The sequence below is a fragment of the Pseudomonas sp. GL-B-12 genome (genome assembly GCF_019955895.1).
GTDB lineage: Bacteria > Pseudomonadota > Gammaproteobacteria > Pseudomonadales > Pseudomonadaceae > Aquipseudomonas.
Genome location: NZ_JAHBCX010000033.1, coordinates 34,975 through 54,286 on the forward strand (window position 1 = coordinate 34,975; position 19,312 = coordinate 54,286).

The 19,312-nt window shown below is 61.6% G+C and carries 17 protein-coding genes and 1 pseudogene; 15 read left to right on the top strand and 3 right to left on the bottom strand.

Annotation, left to right across the window (positions count from 1 at the left end; genetic code table 11):
* Positions 1-177 precede the first annotated feature (177 nt).
* The 3 genes and pseudogenes from ilvA to KGA85_RS18060 form a co-directional block, all read left to right on the top strand.
* Entirely contained in the window at positions 178-1,692 is a 1,515-nt protein-coding gene (gene ilvA / locus KGA85_RS18050) for a threonine ammonia-lyase, biosynthetic (RefSeq protein ID WP_223455891.1), read from the top strand.
* A 40-nt stretch (positions 1,693-1,732) separates the two neighbouring features.
* A complete protein-coding gene (locus KGA85_RS18055; protein WP_223455892.1) occupies positions 1,733-2,158 on the top strand; it encodes a DUF2269 domain-containing protein in 426 nt (141 codons plus the stop codon).
* Between the two features lie 30 nt (positions 2,159-2,188).
* Positions 2,189-2,269 (top strand): annotated as a pseudogene (locus tag KGA85_RS18060) (outer membrane lipoprotein carrier protein LolA); the annotation flags it as partial.
* Between the two features lie 6 nt (positions 2,270-2,275).
* On the opposite strand, the gene KGA85_RS18065 reads toward KGA85_RS18060, so the two are convergent.
* Positions 2,276-2,932 (bottom strand): HAD family hydrolase, encoded by a 657-nt coding sequence (locus KGA85_RS18065; RefSeq protein ID WP_223455893.1) that lies wholly within the window; start codon positions 2,930-2,932, stop codon positions 2,276-2,278.
* A 143-nt stretch (positions 2,933-3,075) separates the two neighbouring features.
* On the opposite strand from KGA85_RS18065, the gene KGA85_RS18070 reads away from it, so the two are divergent.
* A complete protein-coding gene (locus tag KGA85_RS18070) occupies positions 3,076-3,555 on the top strand; it encodes an RNA pyrophosphohydrolase (protein ID WP_003229203.1) in 480 nt (159 codons plus the stop codon).
* A gap of 22 nt (positions 3,556-3,577) precedes the next feature.
* The gene (gene ptsP / locus KGA85_RS18075; RefSeq protein WP_223543285.1) at positions 3,578-5,857 is read left to right on the top strand and encodes a phosphoenolpyruvate--protein phosphotransferase; all 2,280 of its coding nucleotides are present in this window, start codon (positions 3,578-3,580) and stop codon (positions 5,855-5,857) included.
* A 114-nt stretch (positions 5,858-5,971) separates the two neighbouring features.
* On the opposite strand, the gene KGA85_RS18080 is transcribed toward ptsP, so the two are convergent.
* Positions 5,972-6,718: an NRDE family protein gene (locus KGA85_RS18080; protein WP_223455895.1), complete on the bottom strand. Its 747-nt coding sequence runs from the start codon at positions 6,716-6,718 to the stop codon at positions 5,972-5,974.
* A 134-nt stretch (positions 6,719-6,852) separates the two neighbouring features.
* Here KGA85_RS18080 and KGA85_RS18085 point away from each other — a divergent pair, with 134 nt between their 5' ends.
* The 3 genes from KGA85_RS18085 to KGA85_RS18095 all read left to right on the top strand — a co-directional run bounded on the left by KGA85_RS18085 (position 6,853) and on the right by KGA85_RS18095 (position 9,552).
* Positions 6,853-7,635, top strand: coding sequence for a sulfite exporter TauE/SafE family protein (locus KGA85_RS18085; RefSeq protein ID WP_223455920.1), 783 nt, complete (start codon positions 6,853-6,855; stop codon positions 7,633-7,635).
* A gap of 83 nt (positions 7,636-7,718) precedes the next feature.
* Positions 7,719-8,531 carry a prolipoprotein diacylglyceryl transferase gene (gene lgt, locus KGA85_RS18090; protein WP_047534642.1) on the top strand — a complete coding sequence of 271 codons (813 nt, stop codon included), beginning with the start codon at positions 7,719-7,721 and terminating at the stop codon, positions 8,529-8,531.
* Between the two features lie 49 nt (positions 8,532-8,580).
* Complete coding sequence (locus tag KGA85_RS18095) at positions 8,581-9,552, top strand: thymidylate synthase (protein WP_223455896.1); 972 nt, start codon at positions 8,581-8,583, stop codon at positions 9,550-9,552.
* A gap of 140 nt (positions 9,553-9,692) precedes the next feature.
* On the opposite strand, the gene cadR is transcribed toward KGA85_RS18095, so the two are convergent.
* Positions 9,693-10,142 (bottom strand): Cd(II)/Pb(II)-responsive transcriptional regulator, encoded by a 450-nt coding sequence (gene cadR, locus KGA85_RS18100; RefSeq protein WP_223455897.1) that lies wholly within the window; start codon positions 10,140-10,142, stop codon positions 9,693-9,695.
* 93 nt (positions 10,143-10,235) lie between these two features.
* Between cadR and KGA85_RS18105 the strand changes: the two genes are divergently transcribed.
* From KGA85_RS18105 to KGA85_RS18135, 7 genes are all read left to right on the top strand, one after another.
* The gene (locus KGA85_RS18105; RefSeq protein WP_223543286.1) at positions 10,236-12,497 is read left to right on the top strand and encodes a heavy metal translocating P-type ATPase; all 2,262 of its coding nucleotides are present in this window, start codon (positions 10,236-10,238) and stop codon (positions 12,495-12,497) included.
* 16 nt (positions 12,498-12,513) lie between these two features.
* Positions 12,514-13,377, top strand: coding sequence for a LysR family transcriptional regulator (locus KGA85_RS18110; RefSeq protein WP_223543287.1), 864 nt, complete (start codon positions 12,514-12,516; stop codon positions 13,375-13,377).
* 219 nt (positions 13,378-13,596) lie between these two features.
* Complete coding sequence (locus KGA85_RS18115; RefSeq protein WP_223455900.1) at positions 13,597-14,673, top strand: putative 2-aminoethylphosphonate ABC transporter ATP-binding protein; 1,077 nt, start codon at positions 13,597-13,599, stop codon at positions 14,671-14,673.
* The gene (locus KGA85_RS18120) at positions 14,673-16,397 is read left to right on the top strand and encodes a putative 2-aminoethylphosphonate ABC transporter permease subunit (RefSeq protein ID WP_223455901.1); all 1,725 of its coding nucleotides are present in this window, start codon (positions 14,673-14,675) and stop codon (positions 16,395-16,397) included. The genes KGA85_RS18115 and KGA85_RS18120 overlap by 1 nt, the downstream gene beginning before the upstream one ends.
* Before the next feature lie 39 nt (positions 16,398-16,436).
* Entirely contained in the window at positions 16,437-17,462 is a 1,026-nt protein-coding gene (locus KGA85_RS18125) for a putative 2-aminoethylphosphonate ABC transporter substrate-binding protein (RefSeq protein ID WP_046039177.1), read from the top strand.
* A gap of 128 nt (positions 17,463-17,590) precedes the next feature.
* Complete coding sequence (locus KGA85_RS18130; protein WP_223543288.1) at positions 17,591-18,724, top strand: TIGR03364 family FAD-dependent oxidoreductase; 1,134 nt, start codon at positions 17,591-17,593, stop codon at positions 18,722-18,724.
* Positions 18,724-19,281 carry a phosphonate degradation HD-domain oxygenase gene (locus tag KGA85_RS18135; protein WP_223455903.1) on the top strand — a complete coding sequence of 186 codons (558 nt, stop codon included), beginning with the start codon at positions 18,724-18,726 and terminating at the stop codon, positions 19,279-19,281. Before KGA85_RS18130 ends, KGA85_RS18135 begins: the two co-directional genes overlap by 1 nt.
* The last annotated feature ends 31 nt before the right edge of the window (positions 19,282-19,312 follow it).

Below are 19,312 nucleotides of genomic sequence, written 5' to 3' on the forward strand. Positions count from 1 at the left end.
TTTCTTCTGGATGTACCGTATGCACAGGTTTTGCGGCCGCTTCGCAGCCGAGCGGGAGCAAGTTCCCTCGCCACAATGGTTCAATGGTGCCTGAAACCACCGGTTTAGTGTGGTCGTGTGGCTGAAAGCCGGGTTAGACTCCTTGGTCCTGCCCAACCCGCTCAGTGATGCTTTCCGATGCTTGAACAGTACGTCAAAAAGATCCTCACCTCGCGCGTTTATGACGTTGCCGTAGAAACCCCGCTGCAGACTGCCCGCCAGCTCTCCGAGCGGCTGGGCAACAGCATTTGGCTCAAGCGCGAAGACTTGCAGCCGGTGTTCTCGTTCAAGATTCGTGGCGCCTACAACAAGTTGACCCAGTTGAGCGACGAAGAACGCGCTCGCGGCGTGGTCACCGCGTCGGCGGGCAACCATGCCCAGGGCCTGGCCCTGGCGGCAAAGGTGTTGGGCGTGAAAGCGACCATCGTCATGCCCAAGACCACCCCAGAGATCAAGGTCGAAGGCGTGCGCTCCCGTGGCGGCAAAGTGGTGCTGCATGGCGATTCGTTCCCGGAAGCCCTGGCCTACTCGCTGAAACTGGTCGACGAAAAAGGCTACGTCTACATTCACCCGTACGACGACCCCCACACCATTGCCGGGCAGGGCACCGTGGCGATGGAGATTCTGCGCCAGCACCCTCAGCCATTGGATGCGATTTTCGTTCCGGTGGGCGGCGGCGGCCTGATCGCCGGCATCGCGGCCTACGTGAAGTACCTGCGCCCGGACATCAAGATCATCGGCGTCGAGCCGGATGACTCCAATTGCCTGCAAGCCGCCATGGCGGCGGGCGAGCGTGTGGTGTTGCCAACTGTGGGCATCTTCGCCGACGGTGTGGCGGTGGCCCAGATCGGTCAGCACACCTTCGATATCTGCAAAGACCATGTCGATGAAGTGATCACCGTCAGCACCGACGAAATCTGTGCCGCCATCAAGGATATCTACGACGATACCCGCTCGATCACCGAACCTGCCGGCGCCTTAGGCGTGGCCGGGATCAAAAAGTATGTCGAGCAGCGCGGCGTCAGCGGCCAGACCTTCGTGGCCATCGACTCCGGGGCCAACGTCAACTTCGATCGCCTGCGCCACGTCGCCGAGCGTGCGGAGCTGGGCGAGGGCCGCGAAGCGATCATCGCCGTGACCATCCCTGAGAAACCGGGCAGCTTCAAGGCGTTCTGCGAGGCCATCGGCAAGCGCCAGATCACCGAATTCAACTATCGCTACAACACCAGCAGCGAAGCGCACATCTTTGTCGGCGTGCAGACCCACCCGGAAAACGACCCGCGCAGCGCGTTGATCGCCAGCCTGAGCGAGCAAGGTTTCCCGGTGCTGGACCTGACCGACAACGAACTGGCCAAGCTGCACATCCGCCACATGGTGGGCGGGCGTGCGGCGCATGTGGTCGATGAAGTGATCCTGCGTTTCGAATTCCCGGAGCGTCCGGGGGCGCTGTTCAACTTCCTCAACAAGCTCGGCGGGCGCTGGAACATCTCGATGTTCCACTACCGCAACCATGGCGCGGCGGATGGCCGGGTCGTCGCGGGCCTGCAAGTGCCCCACGACGAGCGTCACCTGGTGCCGGCGGCGCTGGAAGAAATCGGTTACCCGTACTGGGACGAAAGCGACAACCCGGCCTATCAGCTGTTTCTTGGCTGAACAGCTACGCTGACGGGCAAGGCAATAAGGAAATCTGACAATGGAAGCGTTAACTGCCCTGAAAGCGGCGCACATGGTGGCAACTGTTGTACTGCTGGCCTGTGCGCTGGGGCTGGGAGTCTGGGTTTTGCTTGCGCGGCGCAAGGGTGACGCGACGGCGGGTAGTCGCACCTTGCAGCGGCCAAGGGTGTTTATCTGGCTGCTGATGGGCCTGGCGCTGCTGAGCATGCCGTTTACTGGCTGGTGGATGGTGCATCTGGTGGGCTGGCCGCTGGGGCAGACCTGGCTGCTGGCCTCCAGCGTGCTGTACACCGTGGCGGCGCTGGCGTGGTTCTGGCTGCTGGTGCGGCTGAACAAACTGCGCAAGACGCCGGGTGGTGTGGGGAAATTCACCTTTGCCTTGGCGTTGTTCAGTTTTGTCTGTTTTGTCGCCATTGCCGGGTTGATGGGTGCCAAGCCAGTGTAGGAGCAGCCGGTCGACGCTCGATTGCTCGCGATGGTCGTTAACGAAAACGCAGGGCGCCTGACTCCCCGCGGCGTCCTTGAATTTTTCGCGAGCAAGCTCGCTCCTACAGTTCGGTAATCAGCCGCGCAGACTGATCACCGGCCAACCCCGCTTCTCGGCCTCGGCCCGCAGATTCGGGTCAGGATCGACCGCCACTGGATGGGTCACCTGCTCCAGCAACGGAAAATCATTCATCGAGTCGCTATAGAAGTAGCTGTCTTCCAGCGTAAACCCGGTTTCCTCCAGCCAGCGATTCAAGCGTGTCACCTTGCCTTCACGGAAGCACGGCACGTCGGTGCTGCGCCCGGTGTAGCGGCCGTCGACCATCTCGCACTCGGTGGCGATCAGGGTTTCGACGCCCAGACGCTCGGCAATCGGCCCGGTGACGAAGCGGTTGGTGGCGGTGATGATCACCAGCTTGTCGCCGGCCGCGCGGTGCTTGGCCAGCAGTTCGATGGCCTTGGGCAGCATGATCGGTTCGATGCAGTCGCGCATGTAATCGCTGTGCCACTGATCCAGCGTGGCCATTTCGGTGCGGCCAAGGACTTCCAGGCAGAAGTTCAGGTACGCGGCGTTATCCAGTTTGCCGGCCAGGTAATCCTGGTAGAACGCATCGTTGCGTGCCTTGTAGGCGACGGCGTCGAGAAAGCCACGCTCGCACAGGTAATCGCCCCAAGCGTGATCGCTGTCACCGCCCAGAAGGGTGTTGTCCAAATCGAATAAAGCCAGGCGCATTGCAGTTACCCGCTGAAAAGTCAGTAAAAAGGCGACAAGAATACGGTCTTTTCACAAGAGTGCACATAAGGTAGGAACCTTCGTTGCCGCCCTCCCAACCTTTGTGGAACAATGCGGCGACATGCGTTTGCGAGGTTGTTGCCGTGATCGACCCCGATGGTTTTCGCCCCAATGTCGGGATCATTCTGACGAATGACGCCGGCCAGGTGCTATGGGCTCGCCGAATCAATCAAGATGCCTGGCAGTTTCCGCAGGGTGGAATCAACCCCGAAGAGACGCCGGAAGACGCCTTGTACCGCGAGTTGAACGAAGAAGTAGGCCTGGAGCGCGAAGATGTTGAAATTCTCGCCTGCACCCGGGGCTGGTTGCGCTATCGTTTGCCGCAACGTCTGGTACGTACCCACAGTCAACCGCTGTGCATCGGCCAGAAACAGAAATGGTTTCTCCTGCGCCTGATCTCCAACGAGCAGCGGGTGCGGATGGATTTGACCGGTAAACCGGAATTCGATGGCTGGCGTTGGGTCAGCTATTGGTATCCGTTGGGCCAGGTGGTGACATTCAAGCGCGAGGTGTATCGACGCGCTCTCAAAGAGCTTGCCCCGCGCCTTTTAGCGCGCGACTGACGACGGAGTTCGACCCCGAGCCATGCTCAATACGCTGCGCAAGATCGTCCAGGAAGTTAACTCCGCCAAGGATCTCAAGGCGGCGTTGGGGATTATTGTGTTGCGCGTCAAAGAGGCCATGGGCAGCCAGGTCTGCTCGGTCTACCTGCTTGATCCAGAGACCAACCGTTTCGTGCTGATGGCCACCGAGGGCTTGAACAAGCGCTCGATCGGCAAGGTCAGCATGGCACCCAACGAAGGTCTGGTTGGCCTGGTCGGTACGCGCGAAGAACCCTTGAACCTCGAAAACGCTGCGGACCACCCGCGCTACCGCTACTTCGCCGAGACCGGTGAAGAACGCTTTGCCTCATTCCTCGGGGCGCCGATCATTCACCACCGCCGCGTCGTCGGCGTGTTGGTCATCCAGCAAAAAGAACGTCGCCAGTTCGATGAAGGTGAAGAAGCCTTCCTCGTGACCATGAGCGCGCAGCTCGCCGGTGTTATCGCCCACGCCGAAGCCACCGGTTCGATCCGTGGTCTCGGCCGTCAGGGCAAAGGCATCCAGGAAGCCAAGTTCATCGGCGTGCCGGGCTCGCCGGGTGCGGCGGTCGGTACGGCGGTGGTCATGCTGCCACCGGCCGATCTGGACGTGGTGCCGGACAAGACCATCGCTGACATAGATGCCGAACTCGGACTGTTCAAGTCCGCCATCGAGGGCGTACGCGCCGACATGCGCACGTTGTCCGCCAAACTCGCCACGCAATTGCGCCCGGAAGAGCGGGCCTTGTTCGACGTCTACCTGATGATGCTCGACGATGCCGCGCTGGGCAGCGAAGTCACCACCGTGATCAAGACCGGCCAGTGGGCCCAGGGCGCGTTGCGCCAGGTGGTCACCGATCACGTCAACCGTTTCGAATTGATGGACGACGCTTACCTGCGTGAGCGTGCCTCGGACGTCAAGGATCTCGGCCGTCGCTTGCTGGCTTATTTGCAGGAAGAACGCCAGCAAACCCTGGTCTACCCCGACAACACCATTCTGGTCAGCGAAGAACTGACGCCGGCAATGCTCGGCGAGGTGCCGGAAGGCAAGCTGGTCGGCCTGGTGTCGGTGCTCGGTTCCGGTAACTCCCACGTCGCCATCCTGGCCCGCGCCATGGGCATCCCGACTGTGATGGGCCTGGTCGACCTGCCGTACTCCAAGGTCGACGGCATCCAGATGATCGTCGACGGCTACCACGGCGAGGTCTATACCAACCCGAGTGAAGTGCTGCGCAAGCAGTTCGCCGAGGTGGTCGAGGAAGAGAAACAACTGGCCCTCGGGCTCGATGCGCTACGCGATCTGCCGTGCGTGACAGTCGATGGCCACCGCATGCCGCTGTGGGTCAACACCGGCCTGCTGGCGGACGTGGCGCGCGCGCAGAAGCGCGGTGCCGAAGGCGTGGGCCTGTACCGCACCGAAGTGCCGTTCATGATCAACCAGCGTTTCCCGAGCGAAAAGGAACAACTGGCGATCTACCGCGAACAGCTGGCCGCGTTCCACCCGCAGCCGGTGACCATGCGCAGCCTGGACATCGGCGGCGACAAGGCGCTGTCGTACTTCCCGATCAAGGAAGACAACCCGTTCCTCGGCTGGCGCGGCATTCGCGTCACCCTCGACCACCCGGAAATCTTCCTGGTGCAGACCCGCGCCATGCTCAAGGCCAGCGAAGGCCTGAACAACCTGCGCATCCTGCTGCCGATGATCTCCGGCACTCACGAGCTGGAAGAAGCCCTGCACCTGATCCACCGTGCCTGGGGCGAAGTGCGCGACGAAGGCACCGACGTGCCGATGCCACCAGTGGGTGTGATGATCGAGATTCCGGCGGCGGTGTATCAGACCAGGGAACTGGCGCGGCAGGTGGACTTCCTTTCGGTCGGCTCCAACGACCTGACCCAGTACCTGTTGGCTGTGGACCGCAACAACCCGCGGGTCGCCGACCTTTACGATTACTTGCACCCGGCGGTGCTGCAAGCCCTGCAAACCGTAGTGCGCGACGCCCATGCCGAAGGCAAGCCGGTGAGCATCTGCGGTGAAATGGCCGGTGACCCGGCGGCGGCCGTGCTGTTGATGGCGATGGGTTTTGACAGCTTGTCGATGAACGCCACCAACCTGCCGAAAGTGAAGTGGATGCTGCGTCAGATCAACCTGAGCAAGGCCAAGGAATTGCTGGCCGAGCTGATGACCATCGACAACCCGCAAGTGATTCATAGCTCATTGCAATTGGCGCTGAAGAACCTCGGGTTGGCGCGGATGATCAATCCGGCGGCGATCAAGCCCCACTAGATCTGCGGCGCCCCATTCGCGAGCAGGCTCGCTTCCACATTGGATCTGTGAACGACGCAAATCCCCTGTGGGAGCGAGCCTGCTCGCGATGAGGCCTGTGCTGGCAACACAAAACTAAAGCCTGATTTCCACTTCCCCAAGATGCCCGCCATACGGCCCGAAACTGCGCTCGACCATATGCAGCGTCCCATCCGCCTGCACAATCAATGCCGTACTCGCCCGCGTTCCATAGCTCTGGCTGGCAATGAACACGCTCGACAACAGCGTTTCAGTGGCAAGCCCCACTCCGGTATCCGGCAACTCGGCAAATGGCGCGGTCTGCGCATCGCTCAATAACGCCAGCAGCGCCTGAGGCTGCGGATCATCCAGCACCTCGCTCAATGCAGCCTTGGCCTTGAGCAACTTTGGCCATGGCGTATCCAGCCCGGCATTGGATAGCCCGTAGACCCCCGGGGCCAGCATCAGCGCTTCCGATTCCCGTTGATTGACGTGCCAGAGCTCATTGGTATTGCCGACCAGCAGGTTAAAGCCACCATATTCCAGCGAGCGGTCGACAACATCGGCTAAATAGTCGTCAATTGGCATTTCCCCGGTGAGAAACCGCGCCACCAGCTCCCCACGAGACTTGCGCCCCGGCGGTCGATGGGGATCGCGAATATTGGTCAGCGCCGCAAATCGTCCGTGGGCACCGACACCGAGCCAGGTGCCACCAGCCTCGAGGTCGCGCCCCGCATGCACATGCGGCGCTTCGGGCCATGGCGCCAGAGGCAGGCTGGGGCGGGCGTAGAATTCATCGCGATTGGCCGCCACGACCAGCGGCTGGGCATGACCCGGGCGCCAGGCAAAAACAATTAGGCACATAAGGCAGTCCTTGTGTGTTTTTTGCTCACTCTACGCAGACATCGCTCATCGATCCATTGCCTTGCACAGTGGAGCTTGAGGCCATGCATCCGTTACCATGCCGCTCCGGTTTTGGGGAGGCGGGCGGGACGACCATGGAATTTCTGCTCTATCTGGCGCTCGGCGCCTGTGCAGGTGTGCTCGCCGGGCTGTTTGGCGTAGGCGGCGGGATCATTATCGTCCCGGTGCTGGTGTTCAGCTTCAAGGCCCAAGGGTTCGATCCGTCGATCCTCACGCATCTGGCAGTGGGTACCTCCCTGGCGACGATCATCTTTACCTCGGTCAACGCGGTGCGTGAGCATCACCGCCGAGGCGCCGTGCGTTGGCCGATCTTCATGTGGATGACCGTCGGCATTCTGATCGGTGCCGGGTTCGGCGCCCTGACGGCGGAAGCGATTTCTGGCCCCAACCTGCAGAAGCTCATTGGTGTATTCGCCCTGGTGATCGCCGCTCAGCTGGCGCTGGAGGTCAAACCCAAGGCCAGCCGAACCGTGCCGGGCAAACTCGGTCTGACCGTGGCCGGCAGCGTGATTGGCTGGGCTTCGGCGATTTTTGGCATTGGCGGCGGTTCGTTGACCGTGCCATTCCTGACCTGGCGCAGCGTGCCGATGCAGCAAGCCGTGGCCACTTCATCGGCCTGCGGTCTGCCGATTGCCCTGGCCAGTGCACTAAGTTTCATGATTCTGGGCTGGCACGATCCGTTGCTCCCGGCCCATAGTCTCGGTTTCATTTACTTGCCGGCGTTGCTGGGCATTGCCCTGACCAGCATGGTCTTCGCCCGCTTCGGTGCGCGACTGGCCCACAACCTGTCGCCAAAGTTGCTGAAACGGCTGTTTGCCGCTTTGCTGTTCTGCGTCGGCCTGAACTTCCTGCTCTGACGGGCAGCGCAATCCTGGCTTAATCCTGTGGTGGCAGCGTCGCCCGGGAATTTTTAAGATTTGAACTCTAACGAGGAGTCGCAATGCTGCCTTACCCGCAGATCGACCCGGTGGCCCTGGCCATCGGTCCGCTGAAAATCCACTGGTACGGTCTGATGTACCTGATCGGCATCGGCGGCGCCTGGCTGCTGGCCTCCCGCCGGTTGAACCGCTTCGACCCGACCTGGACCAAGGAGAAACTCTCCGACATGGTGTTCTGGATGTCGATGGGGGTGATCGTCGGCGGGCGACTGGGTTATGTGCTGTTCTACGATCTGAGCGCTTACCTGGCCAACCCGACGCTGATTTTCGAAGTGTGGAAGGGCGGCATGTCGTTCCACGGCGGTTTCATTGGCGTGATGCTGGCGGCGTTGTGGTTCGGCAAAAAGAACAACAAGTCGTTCTTCCAGCTGATGGATTTCGTCGCACCGATGGTGCCGATTGGCCTGGGTGCCGGGCGTATCGGCAACTTCATCAACGCCGAGCTGTGGGGCAAGCCGACCGACGTGCCATGGGCGATGATCTTCCCGCCGTTCAGCGATCCGGCGCAGCTGCCGCGTCACCCGTCACAGCTGTACCAGTTCGCCCTCGAAGGCGTGGCGTTGTTCCTGATCCTCTGGCTGTTCTCGCGCAAGCCGCGGCCGACCATGGCGGTATCGGGGATGTTCGCGCTGTTCTATGGCATCTTCCGTTTCATCGTCGAGTTCGTCCGCGTACCGGACGCGCAACTGGGCTATCTGGCATGGAACTGGCTGACCATGGGCCAGGTGCTGTGCGTGCCGATGATCGTCGGCGGGCTGTTCCTGATCTGGCTGGCGTATCACCGCGCCCCGGCGACTCCAGCGGCAGCCGTATAAAATTCGAACCCCGGGGCTTTGGTCCCGGGTTCAAGGACACAGGTAATTCATGAAGCAATATCTCGAACTGGTCGCCCACGTCATCAAGAACGGCACCAAACAGGCCAACCGTACCGGCGTGAACACCATCAGTTTTCCCGGTGCGATGCTGCGTTATGACCTGCAGGAAGGTTTCCCGGCGATCACCACGCGCAAGATGGCCTTCAAATCGGCCGTCGGCGAAATGTGCGGATTCCTGCGTGGCGTGAACAACGCTGCCGAATTCCGTGCCCTGGGCTGCAAGGTCTGGGACCAGAACGCCAACGAAAACGCACAGTGGCTGGCCAACCCGTTCCGTCAGGGCGAAGACGATCTTGGTGAGATCTACGGCGTGCAATGGCGCAAATGGCCGGCGTACAAGCAGATCCCGGTCAGCAACCCGGCTGCCATCGAGCAGACCCTGAAGCAAGGCTACCGCCAGATTGCCGAAGGCTCCGATGCCGGCCAGGCCTACGTGGTGCTGTACAAGGCGATCGACCAGGTTCGCCAGTGCGTCGACACCATCATCAAGGACCCGGGCAGCCGCCGCATCCTGTTCCACGGCTGGAACTGCGCCCAGCTCGATGAAATGGCGTTGCCGCCGTGCCACCTGCTGTACCAGTTCCACCCGAATGTCGAGACCAAAGAGATTTCCCTGACCCTCTACATCCGCTCCAACGACTTGGGCCTGGGCACGCCGTTCAACCTCACCGAAGGTGCTGCGCTGCTGAGCCTGATCGGTCGCCTGACCGGTTACACGCCGCGCTGGTTCACCTATTTCATCGGTGATGCCCACGTGTACGAAAACCACCTGGACATGCTCAACGAACAGCTCAAGCGCGAGCCGTTCCCGATGCCGAAACTGGTGATTTCCGACCGTGTGCCGGAGTTTGCCAAGACGGGTATTTACCAGCCGGAATGGCTGGAGCTGGTGGAGCCGGGCGATTTCTCGCTGGAAGGGTACGAGCACCACGCGCCGATGACCGCGCCGATGGCGGTCTGAAGCACAACGCTTAACCCATGTGGGAGCGGGCTTGCTCGCGAAAGCGGTCTGTCAGTGATATTTCTATCAGCTGACACGGCCCCTTCGCGAGCAAGTCGAATCGTCGCACCGCCGCTCCCACATTTGGTTTTGCGGTGTGCTTAGTGCCCGTGACTACGGCCGACATGGGAATGCTCAACCTCCGTCGCCACAACCCCGCCGCTCACTTCCAGCCGCTGCAAAATCCCGCATTGATCGACCCCCGGCCCCTCGCCGCAGCGTTGGCGCAGGTCGAGCAGTTGCGACTGCAAGGCCAGCAAGCCGTCGATCCGCGCCTTTACATGGTGGATGTGCTCGTCGATTAACGCATTCACGCTTTCGCACTGGTCCTGCGGACTGTCGCGAAACGCCAGCAGGCTGCGGATTTCTTCGAGCGTCATGTCGAGGGTGCGACAGTTGCGGATGAAGGTCAGGCGCTCGGCGTGGGCCTGGGTATAGACGCGATAATTGCCATCACTGCGGGCCGGTTCCGGCAGCAGGTTCTCGCGCTCGTAGTAGCGGATCGTTTCCACGGCGCAGTCCGTGAGTTTCGCCAATTCTCCAATTTTCATGACGCCAATCTCCAAAACTCCAGAAAGGGTGCTTGACCCTATAGTGGCTACAGGGTCTTTACTTGGCAACAGGCACTCTTATGGACGTAACCAATGAGCGATTCCCTGCATTCCCGCAAACCCGGGGCTGAATACGAGCACAGCCACAAGCTCAAACCCGTGCAAAAACATGACCACGGCGGTCATGGCGACGCCTGCTGTTCATCCAGGGCGACGGCACCCGCGTTGATAAAACTGAGCAAATCGCCGACGCCCGGGGCCCGAGTGAGCAGTTTTCGCATCGAGGCGATGGACTGCCCGACCGAACAGACACTGATCCAAAATAAGCTAAGCAAACTGACCGGCGTGCAGCAGCTAGAGTTCAATCTGATTAATCGGGTGCTCGGCGTGACCCACGATTTGCCCGGTATCGAGCCGATCGTCGAAGCCATCAAGTCCTTGGGCATGCAGGCCGAACCGATGGATCAGGGTGCTGAAACCCCGACGCCGGCGCCCCGGAAAAAGCCGTGGTGGCCCTTGGCGCTGTCCGGTGTTGGTGCATTGCTGGCAGAGGTTATCCACTTCACCGGTTTCGCGCCGAACTGGGTGGTGGCGGTTATCGCGCTGGTCTCGATCCTCAGTGGTGGCCTCGGCACTTACAAAAAAGGCTGGATCGCCCTTAAAAACCGCAACCTGAACATCAACGCCCTGATGAGCATTGCCGTGACCGGCGCGGTGCTGATCGGCCAGTGGCCGGAAGCGGCGATGGTGATGTTCCTGTTTACCGTGGCCGAGTTGATCGAGGCCAAATCCCTAGACCGTGCGCGTAATGCCATCGGCGGCCTGATGCAGATGACCCCGGACACGGCAACGGTGTTGCAGGCTGACGGGAGCTGGCTTGAGCAGGATGTCAAAAGTATTGGGCTCGGCGTGCGGGTACGGGTGCGCCCCGGCGAGCGTATCGGCCTGGACGGCGAAGTGCTGTCCGGTCGCTCGACCATCGACCAGGCGCCAATCACCGGTGAAAGCCTGCCAGTGGAAAAAACCGTCGGCGACAAAGTCTTCGCCGGCACCATCAATCAGGCCGGTTCCCTGGAATACGCGGTGACCGCCGCGGCGGATAACTCGACCCTGGCCCGCATCATCCACGCCGTCGAGCAGGCTCAGGGCGCGCGGGCGCCGACCCAGCGTTTCGTCGACAGTTTCTCGAAAATCTACACCCCGGCGGTGTTCATCCTGGCCCTGGCCGTGGCGTTGATCCCGCCATTGTTCATGGGCGCGTTGTGGTTCGACTGGATCTACCGGGCGCTGGTGCTGTTGGTGGTGGCCTGCCCGTGTGCGCTGGTGATTTCTACGCCGGTGACCATCGTCAGCGGCCTCGCGGCGGCTGCGCGCAAAGGCATATTGGTCAAGGGCGGCGTCTATCTGGAGGGCGGTTACAAGCTCGACTACCTGGCCCTGGACAAGACCGGCACCATCACCCACGGCAAACCGGTGCAGACCGATTACCTGTCGCTGGACCCGACCGCCGACGCATCGGCGCCCGCCATTGCCGCCGCGCTGGCCGGGCGCTCGGATCACCCGGTTTCTCTGGCCATCGCCAAAGCGGCTGTGGATAACCAAACCGCGACGCTGGTTGTGGATAACTTCGAAGCGCTGGGTGGGCGCGGTGTGCGCGGCGAGATCAACGGCCAGCTCTACCATTTGGGCAACCATCGACTGGTAGAGGATCTGGGCCTGTGTTCGCCGGCGCTGGAAGAAAAGCTGTTTGCCCTGGAAAAACAAGGCAAGTCGGTGGTGCTGCTGCTTGATTCAACCGGCCCGTTGTCGCTGTTCGCCGTCGCCGATACGGTAAAAACGTCCAGCCGCGAAGCCATCCTGCAGCTGCATGACCTGGGTATCAAAACCCTGATGCTCACTGGCGATAACGTCCACACCGCGCAGGCCATTGCCGCGCAAGTCGGCATCGACGAAGCCAAGGGCGACCTGTTGCCAGGCGACAAATTGCAGGCCATCGAGGCTCTTTATGCCCAGGGGTATCGGGTCGGCATGGTCGGCGATGGCATCAACGACGCCCCGGCGCTGGCGCGTTCCGAGATCGGTTTCGCCATGGCCGCTGCAGGTACCGATACCGCTATCGAAACCGCCGATGTCGCCCTGATGGACGACGATCTGCGCAAAATTCCGGCATTCATTCGCCTGTCGCGACAGACATCGAGCATCCTCAAACAGAACATCGCCCTGGCTTTGGTCATCAAGGCGATCTTTCTTGGGGTAACCTTCGCCGGGGTCGCTACCATGTGGATGGCGGTGTTCGCCGACATGGGCGTGAGTCTGCTGGTGGTGTTCAACGGTTTGCGCCTGCTGCGCAAGTAAAGGATGAGGGACGGTTGTGCTGAGTGCGGAGCTGAAGGCGTTTTACATGGTGGCCCGCCTGGGCAGCATTACCCAGGCTGCCAAAAAGCTCGGCCTGAGCCAGCCGACGGTGACGACGCAAATCCGCAACCTCGAAAGTCAGTATTCGGTCGAACTGTTCTACCGTGGCGGCCGGCGTCTCAGCGTCAGCGAGGAGGGCGCGCGGCTGCTGCCGATGGTCAAGGTGCTGATGCAGCAGGAAGCCGACATCGAGTTTTTCCTGCGCAACTGCGGCCAGGTCCAGGGCACATTGCGTATTGCCGCCACGGCGCCGTATTACATCCTCGACCTGGTGAAAGCGTTCCGCGAGCGTCTGCCGCAGGTTGAGGTTTCGGTGGAAATCGGCAACTCCCAGCAAGTGCTCGAAGCGCTGGAGGATTACCGGGTCGATGTCGCAGCGTCGTCGCAGTTGCTCGAAGACGCGCGGCTGATTCGCCGGGTGCTCGGCAGCGATCCGCTGGTGCTGGCGGTACATCGCAATCATCCACTGGCGGTTCACGATCACGTGCCGCTCGGCGCCTTGACCGGGCACACCCTGCTGATGCGCGAACCGGGCTCGACCACCCGCCGCCTGACCGAGGAGCTGCTGGCCAGCGCCAGTGTGTGTTTCGGTCCGCTGTTGGAGATCGGCAGCCGCGAATCGATCCGCGAAGCGGTACTGCGCAACATCGGCATCAGCATCATTGCCCGGCAGGAAGTGCCCCATGATCCGCAACTGCGGGTGCTGACCATCGAGAATGCGCCGCAGATTCCGGAATACCTGTACTGCCTCAAGGAGCGTAAAAGCGCGCGACTACCGGCGGCGTTTCTCGGGTTGGCGCAGGAAATGGCCCCTGTGTAGAACTCTGTGGCGAGGGAGCTTGCTCCCGTTGGACTGCGCAGCAGTCCCATTTTTAGGGCCGCTTCGCAGCCCAGCGGGAGCAAGCTCCCTCGCCACAAGTTAGTTATTGTCCAATAACCAAAAATCCCGAATACCACTATCGGCAGTTTTTGCCTTACTGCCACATGACGGACTCATTACAACTCTAGGATGGCCCCATCTGCCAGATGAGGTCCGTCCATGAACAACTCGATCGCAACTGCCCTGACCAACCCCGGCGCACCGATGAAAGTGCGCGGCGTACAGAAACGCTTTGGCGCCTTCACCGCGCTGGACAACGTTTCCCTCGACGTGGCGGCCGGTGAGCTGGTGTGTCTGTTGGGCCCGTCGGGCTGCGGCAAAACCACTTTGCTGCGTTGCATCGCCGGTCTGGAGAAGCAGGACCGCGGCGAGTTGTACCTGGGCGATCGCGACGTTTCCCACCTCGCACCCCAGGCGCGGGACTACGGCATTCTGTTCCAGTCCTATGCGTTGTTCCCCAATCTCACCGTCGAAGCGAACATTGCCTACGGCCTCGCCGGCAGCGGTCGCGACGAGGTGCGCCGTCGTGTCGGTCAGATGCTGGAACTGGTCGGCCTGAGCGGCAGCGAGAAAAAGTATCCCGGCCAGTTGTCCGGCGGCCAGCAGCAGCGGGTTGCACTGGCTCGCGCCCTGGCCCCGGCACCTTCGCTATTGCTGCTGGACGAACCGATGTCGGCCCTCGATGCCCGGGTGCGCGAGCATCTGTGCACCGAACTGCGCCAACTGCAACGCAACCTCGGCATCACCACCCTGATGGTCACCCACAACCAGGACGAGGCCATGCTGATGGCCGACCGCATCGCCGTGATGAACAACGGCAAGGTCGAGCAGTACGCCACGCCGCAGGAAATCTACAACCGCCCGGCCACGCCATTTGTGGCGGAGTTCGTCGGCCAGGGTAACTGGTTGCCGTTCCAGCGCAGCAGTGACAGCCACGCCCAGGTCGGCGGGCTGAACATGCGCCTGGCCGAAGGCAGCGCCAAGACCGCGTCGGGCCGTTTGTTCTGCCGTCCGGAAGCGATCAACGTCAACCCGCTGGTGCACGAGGAAAACCTGTTCCCGGCCAAGGTTCGTGAAATCACCTTCCTCGGCAACCGCTGCCGCATGAGCTTTGAACTCGATCAATTGCCGGGCCATGCGCTGTTGGCGGAGCTGGCACCGGAAGCCATGCCACGCCTTGGCGCCCAGCAGATCATGGTCGCCTTGCCGCCGCGCAGCCTGCAGGTGTTTGCCTGATGAGCGCGAACATCGCGCTGCCGCTGCCGCACAAGCAGGTTCGGCAGACCACCCGCGCCGAGATCGGTGACCGGTTGTTCGTGGTCGGCGGCAAAGTCCTCATGCTGGTGTTGTTGGGTGTTGCCGTATTGATGCCATTGCTGGCGATCTTCTGGCGCGGCTTCAGCGCCGAAGCCGGGCAGGGTGGTGGTTGGATTGCCGCCAAAGAACTGGTGACCAGCGAGAACTTCCACTGGTTGCTCGGTAACAGCCTGAAGGTTTCCCTCAGCGTCGCGGCCATTGTCGTACCGCTGGCCTACCTGTTTGCCTACGCGCTGCAACGCACCTTGATTCCGGCTAAAGGCATCTGGCGTGGCATTTCGCTGCTGCCATTGATGGCGCCGTCGATGTTGCCGGGCATCGCGCTGGTTTATCTGTTCGGCAACCAGGGCATGCTGCGTGGCCTGCTCTCGGACAACATCTACGGCTTCTGGGGCATTGTGCTTGGTGAAGTCATCTACACCTTCCCGCACGCCTTGATGATTCTTCTGTCGGCCCTGTCCCTGGCCGATGCGCGACTGTTCGATGCCGCCTCCAGCATGGGCGCGAGTCCTGCAAAAGCCTTCCGCAGCATCACCTGGCCGGCGACCCGTCAGGCTGTGTTCGCCGCGTTCTGTCTGGTGTTCACCCTGACCATCACTGACTTCGGTGTGCCGGTGGTGGTCGGTGGCGACTATCAGGTGCTGGCGCTGGAAGCTTACAAGGCGGTGGTCGGCCAGCAACAGTTCGGTCGCGGGGCGTTGATCGGCATGGTGCTGTTGCTGCCGGCGCTGTTCAGCTTCGGCGTCGATGCCTGGTTGCGTCGTCGTCACGGCGACTCCATGAGCGGTCGCGCCCAGGTGTTCAAGCCCGCGCCGTCGAAGCTGCGCGACAGTTGCTACCTGGCCATTGTCCTGCTGATCTGCGCCGCGTTGCTGATGGTGTTCGGCATGGCAGTGTTCTCGTCCCTGGTGAAGTTCTGGCCGTACAACCTGTCGCTGTCGCTCAACCATTATCAGTTCAACGAAACCGCCGGCGGTGGCTGGCTGGCCTACGGCAACAGCTTGAAGATGGCCCTGGGCACGGCGTTGATTGGCAGCTTGCTGATTTTCACCGGCGCCTACCTGATGGAAAAAACCAAGGGCCAGCGCGGCCTGAACCTGACCTTGCGCATGCTCAGTTTCGTCCCGATGGCGGTGCCGGGCCTGGTGCTGGGGCTGGGTTACGTCTTCTTCTTCAACCTTACTGGCAACCCGCTGCATGTGCTCTACGGGACCATGACACTGCTGATCGTCTGCACCATTGCTCACTATTTGACCACTGCGCAAATGACCGCCACCACCGCGCTGCGTCAACTCGACGCCGAGTTCGAAGCCGCCGCGCTGTCGCTCAAGGCGCCGCTGTACCGCCACTACCTGCGAGTCACCGTGCCGATCTGCCTGCCGGCGCTGCTGGACATCGTGCGCTACCTGTTCGTCTCGGCCATGACCACCGTTTCGGCGGCGATCTTCCTCTACAGCCCCGACACCATCCTCGCGGCGGTGGCGGTGCTGAACATGGACGACGCCGGTAACGTCGGCGGCGCGGCAGCGATGTCGACCCTGATCCTGATTACCTCGGCGGGCGTGTCCCTGCTGCTGGCCTGGGCCTCGCGCGGTTTGCTGCGCCGCTCGCAGGCCTGGCGGCAGACCGCACCCGGTCATTGAATCTGCACAACCCCTCAACTCAAAAAACAGGAAAAGATCATGTTCAAGCCTATGGCCCTGGCCGCTGCTGTCCTCACCGCTTTCAGCCTGAACGCCTTTGCGGCGAAAACCGAGTTGACGGTGTACACCGCCCTCGAAGCCGAACAACTGAAGACCTACAAAGAAGCTTTCGAAAAGGCCAACCCGGACGTCGAAATCAAATGGGTGCGTGATTCCACCGGCATCATCACCGCCAAACTGCTGGCCGAAAAAGCCCGTCCACAGGCTGACGCCGTATGGGGGCTGGCTGCTTCCAGCCTGGCGATTCTCGATCAGCAAGGCATGCTGCAAAGCTACGCACCGAAAGACCTGGGCAAGATCGGCGCGAACTACCGCGACGCGGCCAACCCGCCAGCCTGGGTCGGCATGGACGTCTGGGCTGCGACCATCTGCTTCAACACCGTCGAAGCCGAGAAGCAGGGCCTGACCAAGCCCGTGAGCTGGCAGGACCTGACCAAGCCTGAGTACAAAGGCAAGATCGTCATGCCGAACCCGGCCTCGTCCGGCACTGGTTTCCTCGATGTCAGCGCCTGGCTGCAAACCTTCGGCGAGAAGCAGGGCTGGGCGTACATGGACGGCCTGCACCAGAACATCGGCCAGTACGTTCACTCCGGCTCCAAGCCTTGCAAACTGGCGGCGGCTGGCGAATTCCCGATCGGTATTTCCTTCGAATACCCGGCTGTTCAACTCAAGCGCCAGGGCGCACCGCTGGACATCATCCTGCCGAAGGAAGGCCTGGGTTGGGAGATCGAAGCGACTGCGGTGATCAAGGGCACTGCCCACGAAGAAGCGGCGAAGAAACTGGCTGACTTCTCCGCCAGCCCTGAGGCGATGGATCTCTACAAAGAAAACTTCGCCGTGCTCGCTCAGCCTGGCATCGCCAAGCCACAGACCGAACTGCCGGCCGACTACGAACAGCGCCTGATCAAGAACGACTTTGCCTGGGCTTCGAAGAACCGCGACGAGATCCTGACCGAATGGCGCAAGCGCTATGACGGCAAGTCCGAGAAAGTGGCGGCCAAGTAAGGTCTTTATCGGCTGACAGGGCCTCATCGCGAGCAAGCTCGCTCCCACAGGGGATGTGCGTCGAACACAAAACCAATGTGGGAGCGAGCTTGCTCGCGATGGCGGTTTCGAATTCAGGACAAAACTCCATGACACACCACAACGACATGCTGATCGTCGGCGCCGGCATCCTGGGTTTGTCCCACGCGTATGCCGCCGCCAAGCGCGGTCTGAAGGTCACGGTTTTCGAGCGCAGCGAAACGCCTGTCGGCGCTTCGGTGCGCAACTTCGGCCAGGCACTGGTCACCGGCCAACCACCGGGTCCGATGCTGGAACTCGCCCGCGCCAGTCGCGGAATCTGGGGCGATTGGGCGCAGCTCGCCGGCCTGCAACTCAAGCGCAATGGCTCGTACCTGTTCGCCCGCACCGAGGCGGAAGAGCAGTTGCTGGAAGCCTTTTGCGACGGCCGCGCGGTGGAGCACGGTTACCGCGTCGACCTGTTGCGCGGCGCTGCGCTGCGTGATTTGTACGGCGGCCAGTTCCGCCATCACCGCGCGGCCTTGCATGGCATGGACGACCAGCAGTTGTATTCGCGCGAAGCGATTCCGGCGTTGATCGATTTTCTGCGCCGCGACTTGGGCGTCGAGTTTCACTTCTCCACCCTGGTGCGCGATATCGAGCCGGGTCGTTTGCACAGCACCGCCGGCAGCTTCAGTGCCGAGCAGATCATCGTCTGCTCCGGCCACGATTATCAGACATTGCTGGCCGAGCAGATCGCCGAACTCGAGCCGCAAATCTGTCGCCTGCAAATGCTCCGCGCCCGACCGCAAATCAACCTCAACCTGCAACATGCGTTGCTCACTGGTTTGAGCTGCGTGCACTACGGCGCCTTCGCCGACTTGCCCGAGGCCGCAGCGGTGCAGGCAGACATTCTGCGCCACGCGCCGCACCTGCACGAAAACGGCATCCACCTGCTGATCAGCCCGACGCCCTATGGCGAATTGATCATCGGCGATTCGCACCACTACGGCAGTGATCCGTCGCCCTTCAATGCCGAGCAGGTCGACGACTGGATGATCGAACTGGCCGAGCAGACCCTGGGCTGCAAGGTGCAAGTGATCGAACGCTGGCAAGGCGTCTATGGTTCTCGGGGGCCGGGACCGTTCTCGTTCCTGCGCCCGGTAAAAGGCCTGAGCGCGGCGTTGATGCACACCGGTGTCGGCATGAGCGTCGGGCCGGCAATAGCTGAACGCAACGTTGCCACGGTATTGGGAGAAATCTGATGGAGCGAAAAGAGCAAGTGATTGCCGAAGTGTTCGCCCTGTACGAGCGTTTTGGCGACAGCGACTACATCGGCGAGCCGGTGTCGCAGATTGAGCACATGTCCCAGGCGGCGGAGCTGGCCATGGCAGAAGGCTTCGACGATGAAGTGGTGCTGGCAGCGTTCTTCCATGACATCGGGCATATCTGCGCTGAAAGTGCGGAGAACATGGGCGGCTTCGGTGTGGTCAGCCATGAGCGGCTCGGTGCCGACTACCTGCGTCGAGCCGGCTTTAGCGAACGCATGGCGCGGCTGGTGGAGTACCACGTGCAGGCCAAGCGTTATCTGACGCTCAAAGAGCCGGGATACTACGAGCGTTTGAGTGAAGCCAGCCGCCGGACCCTGGAATACCAGGGCGGTGTGATGACGGCTGTAGAGGCTGAGGCGTTCGAGCAGGACCCGGTGTGTGCCGTGAGTTTGCGCATGCGCCAATGGGATGAACTGGCGAAAGAGATGCATGTGCCGGTGATTGATCTGGCGGTGTTGAAGGACAAAGCGGTGCGGCTGTTGGCGGCGTAAAGCGCTGGCACCGAGTCGCGGCCATCGCGAG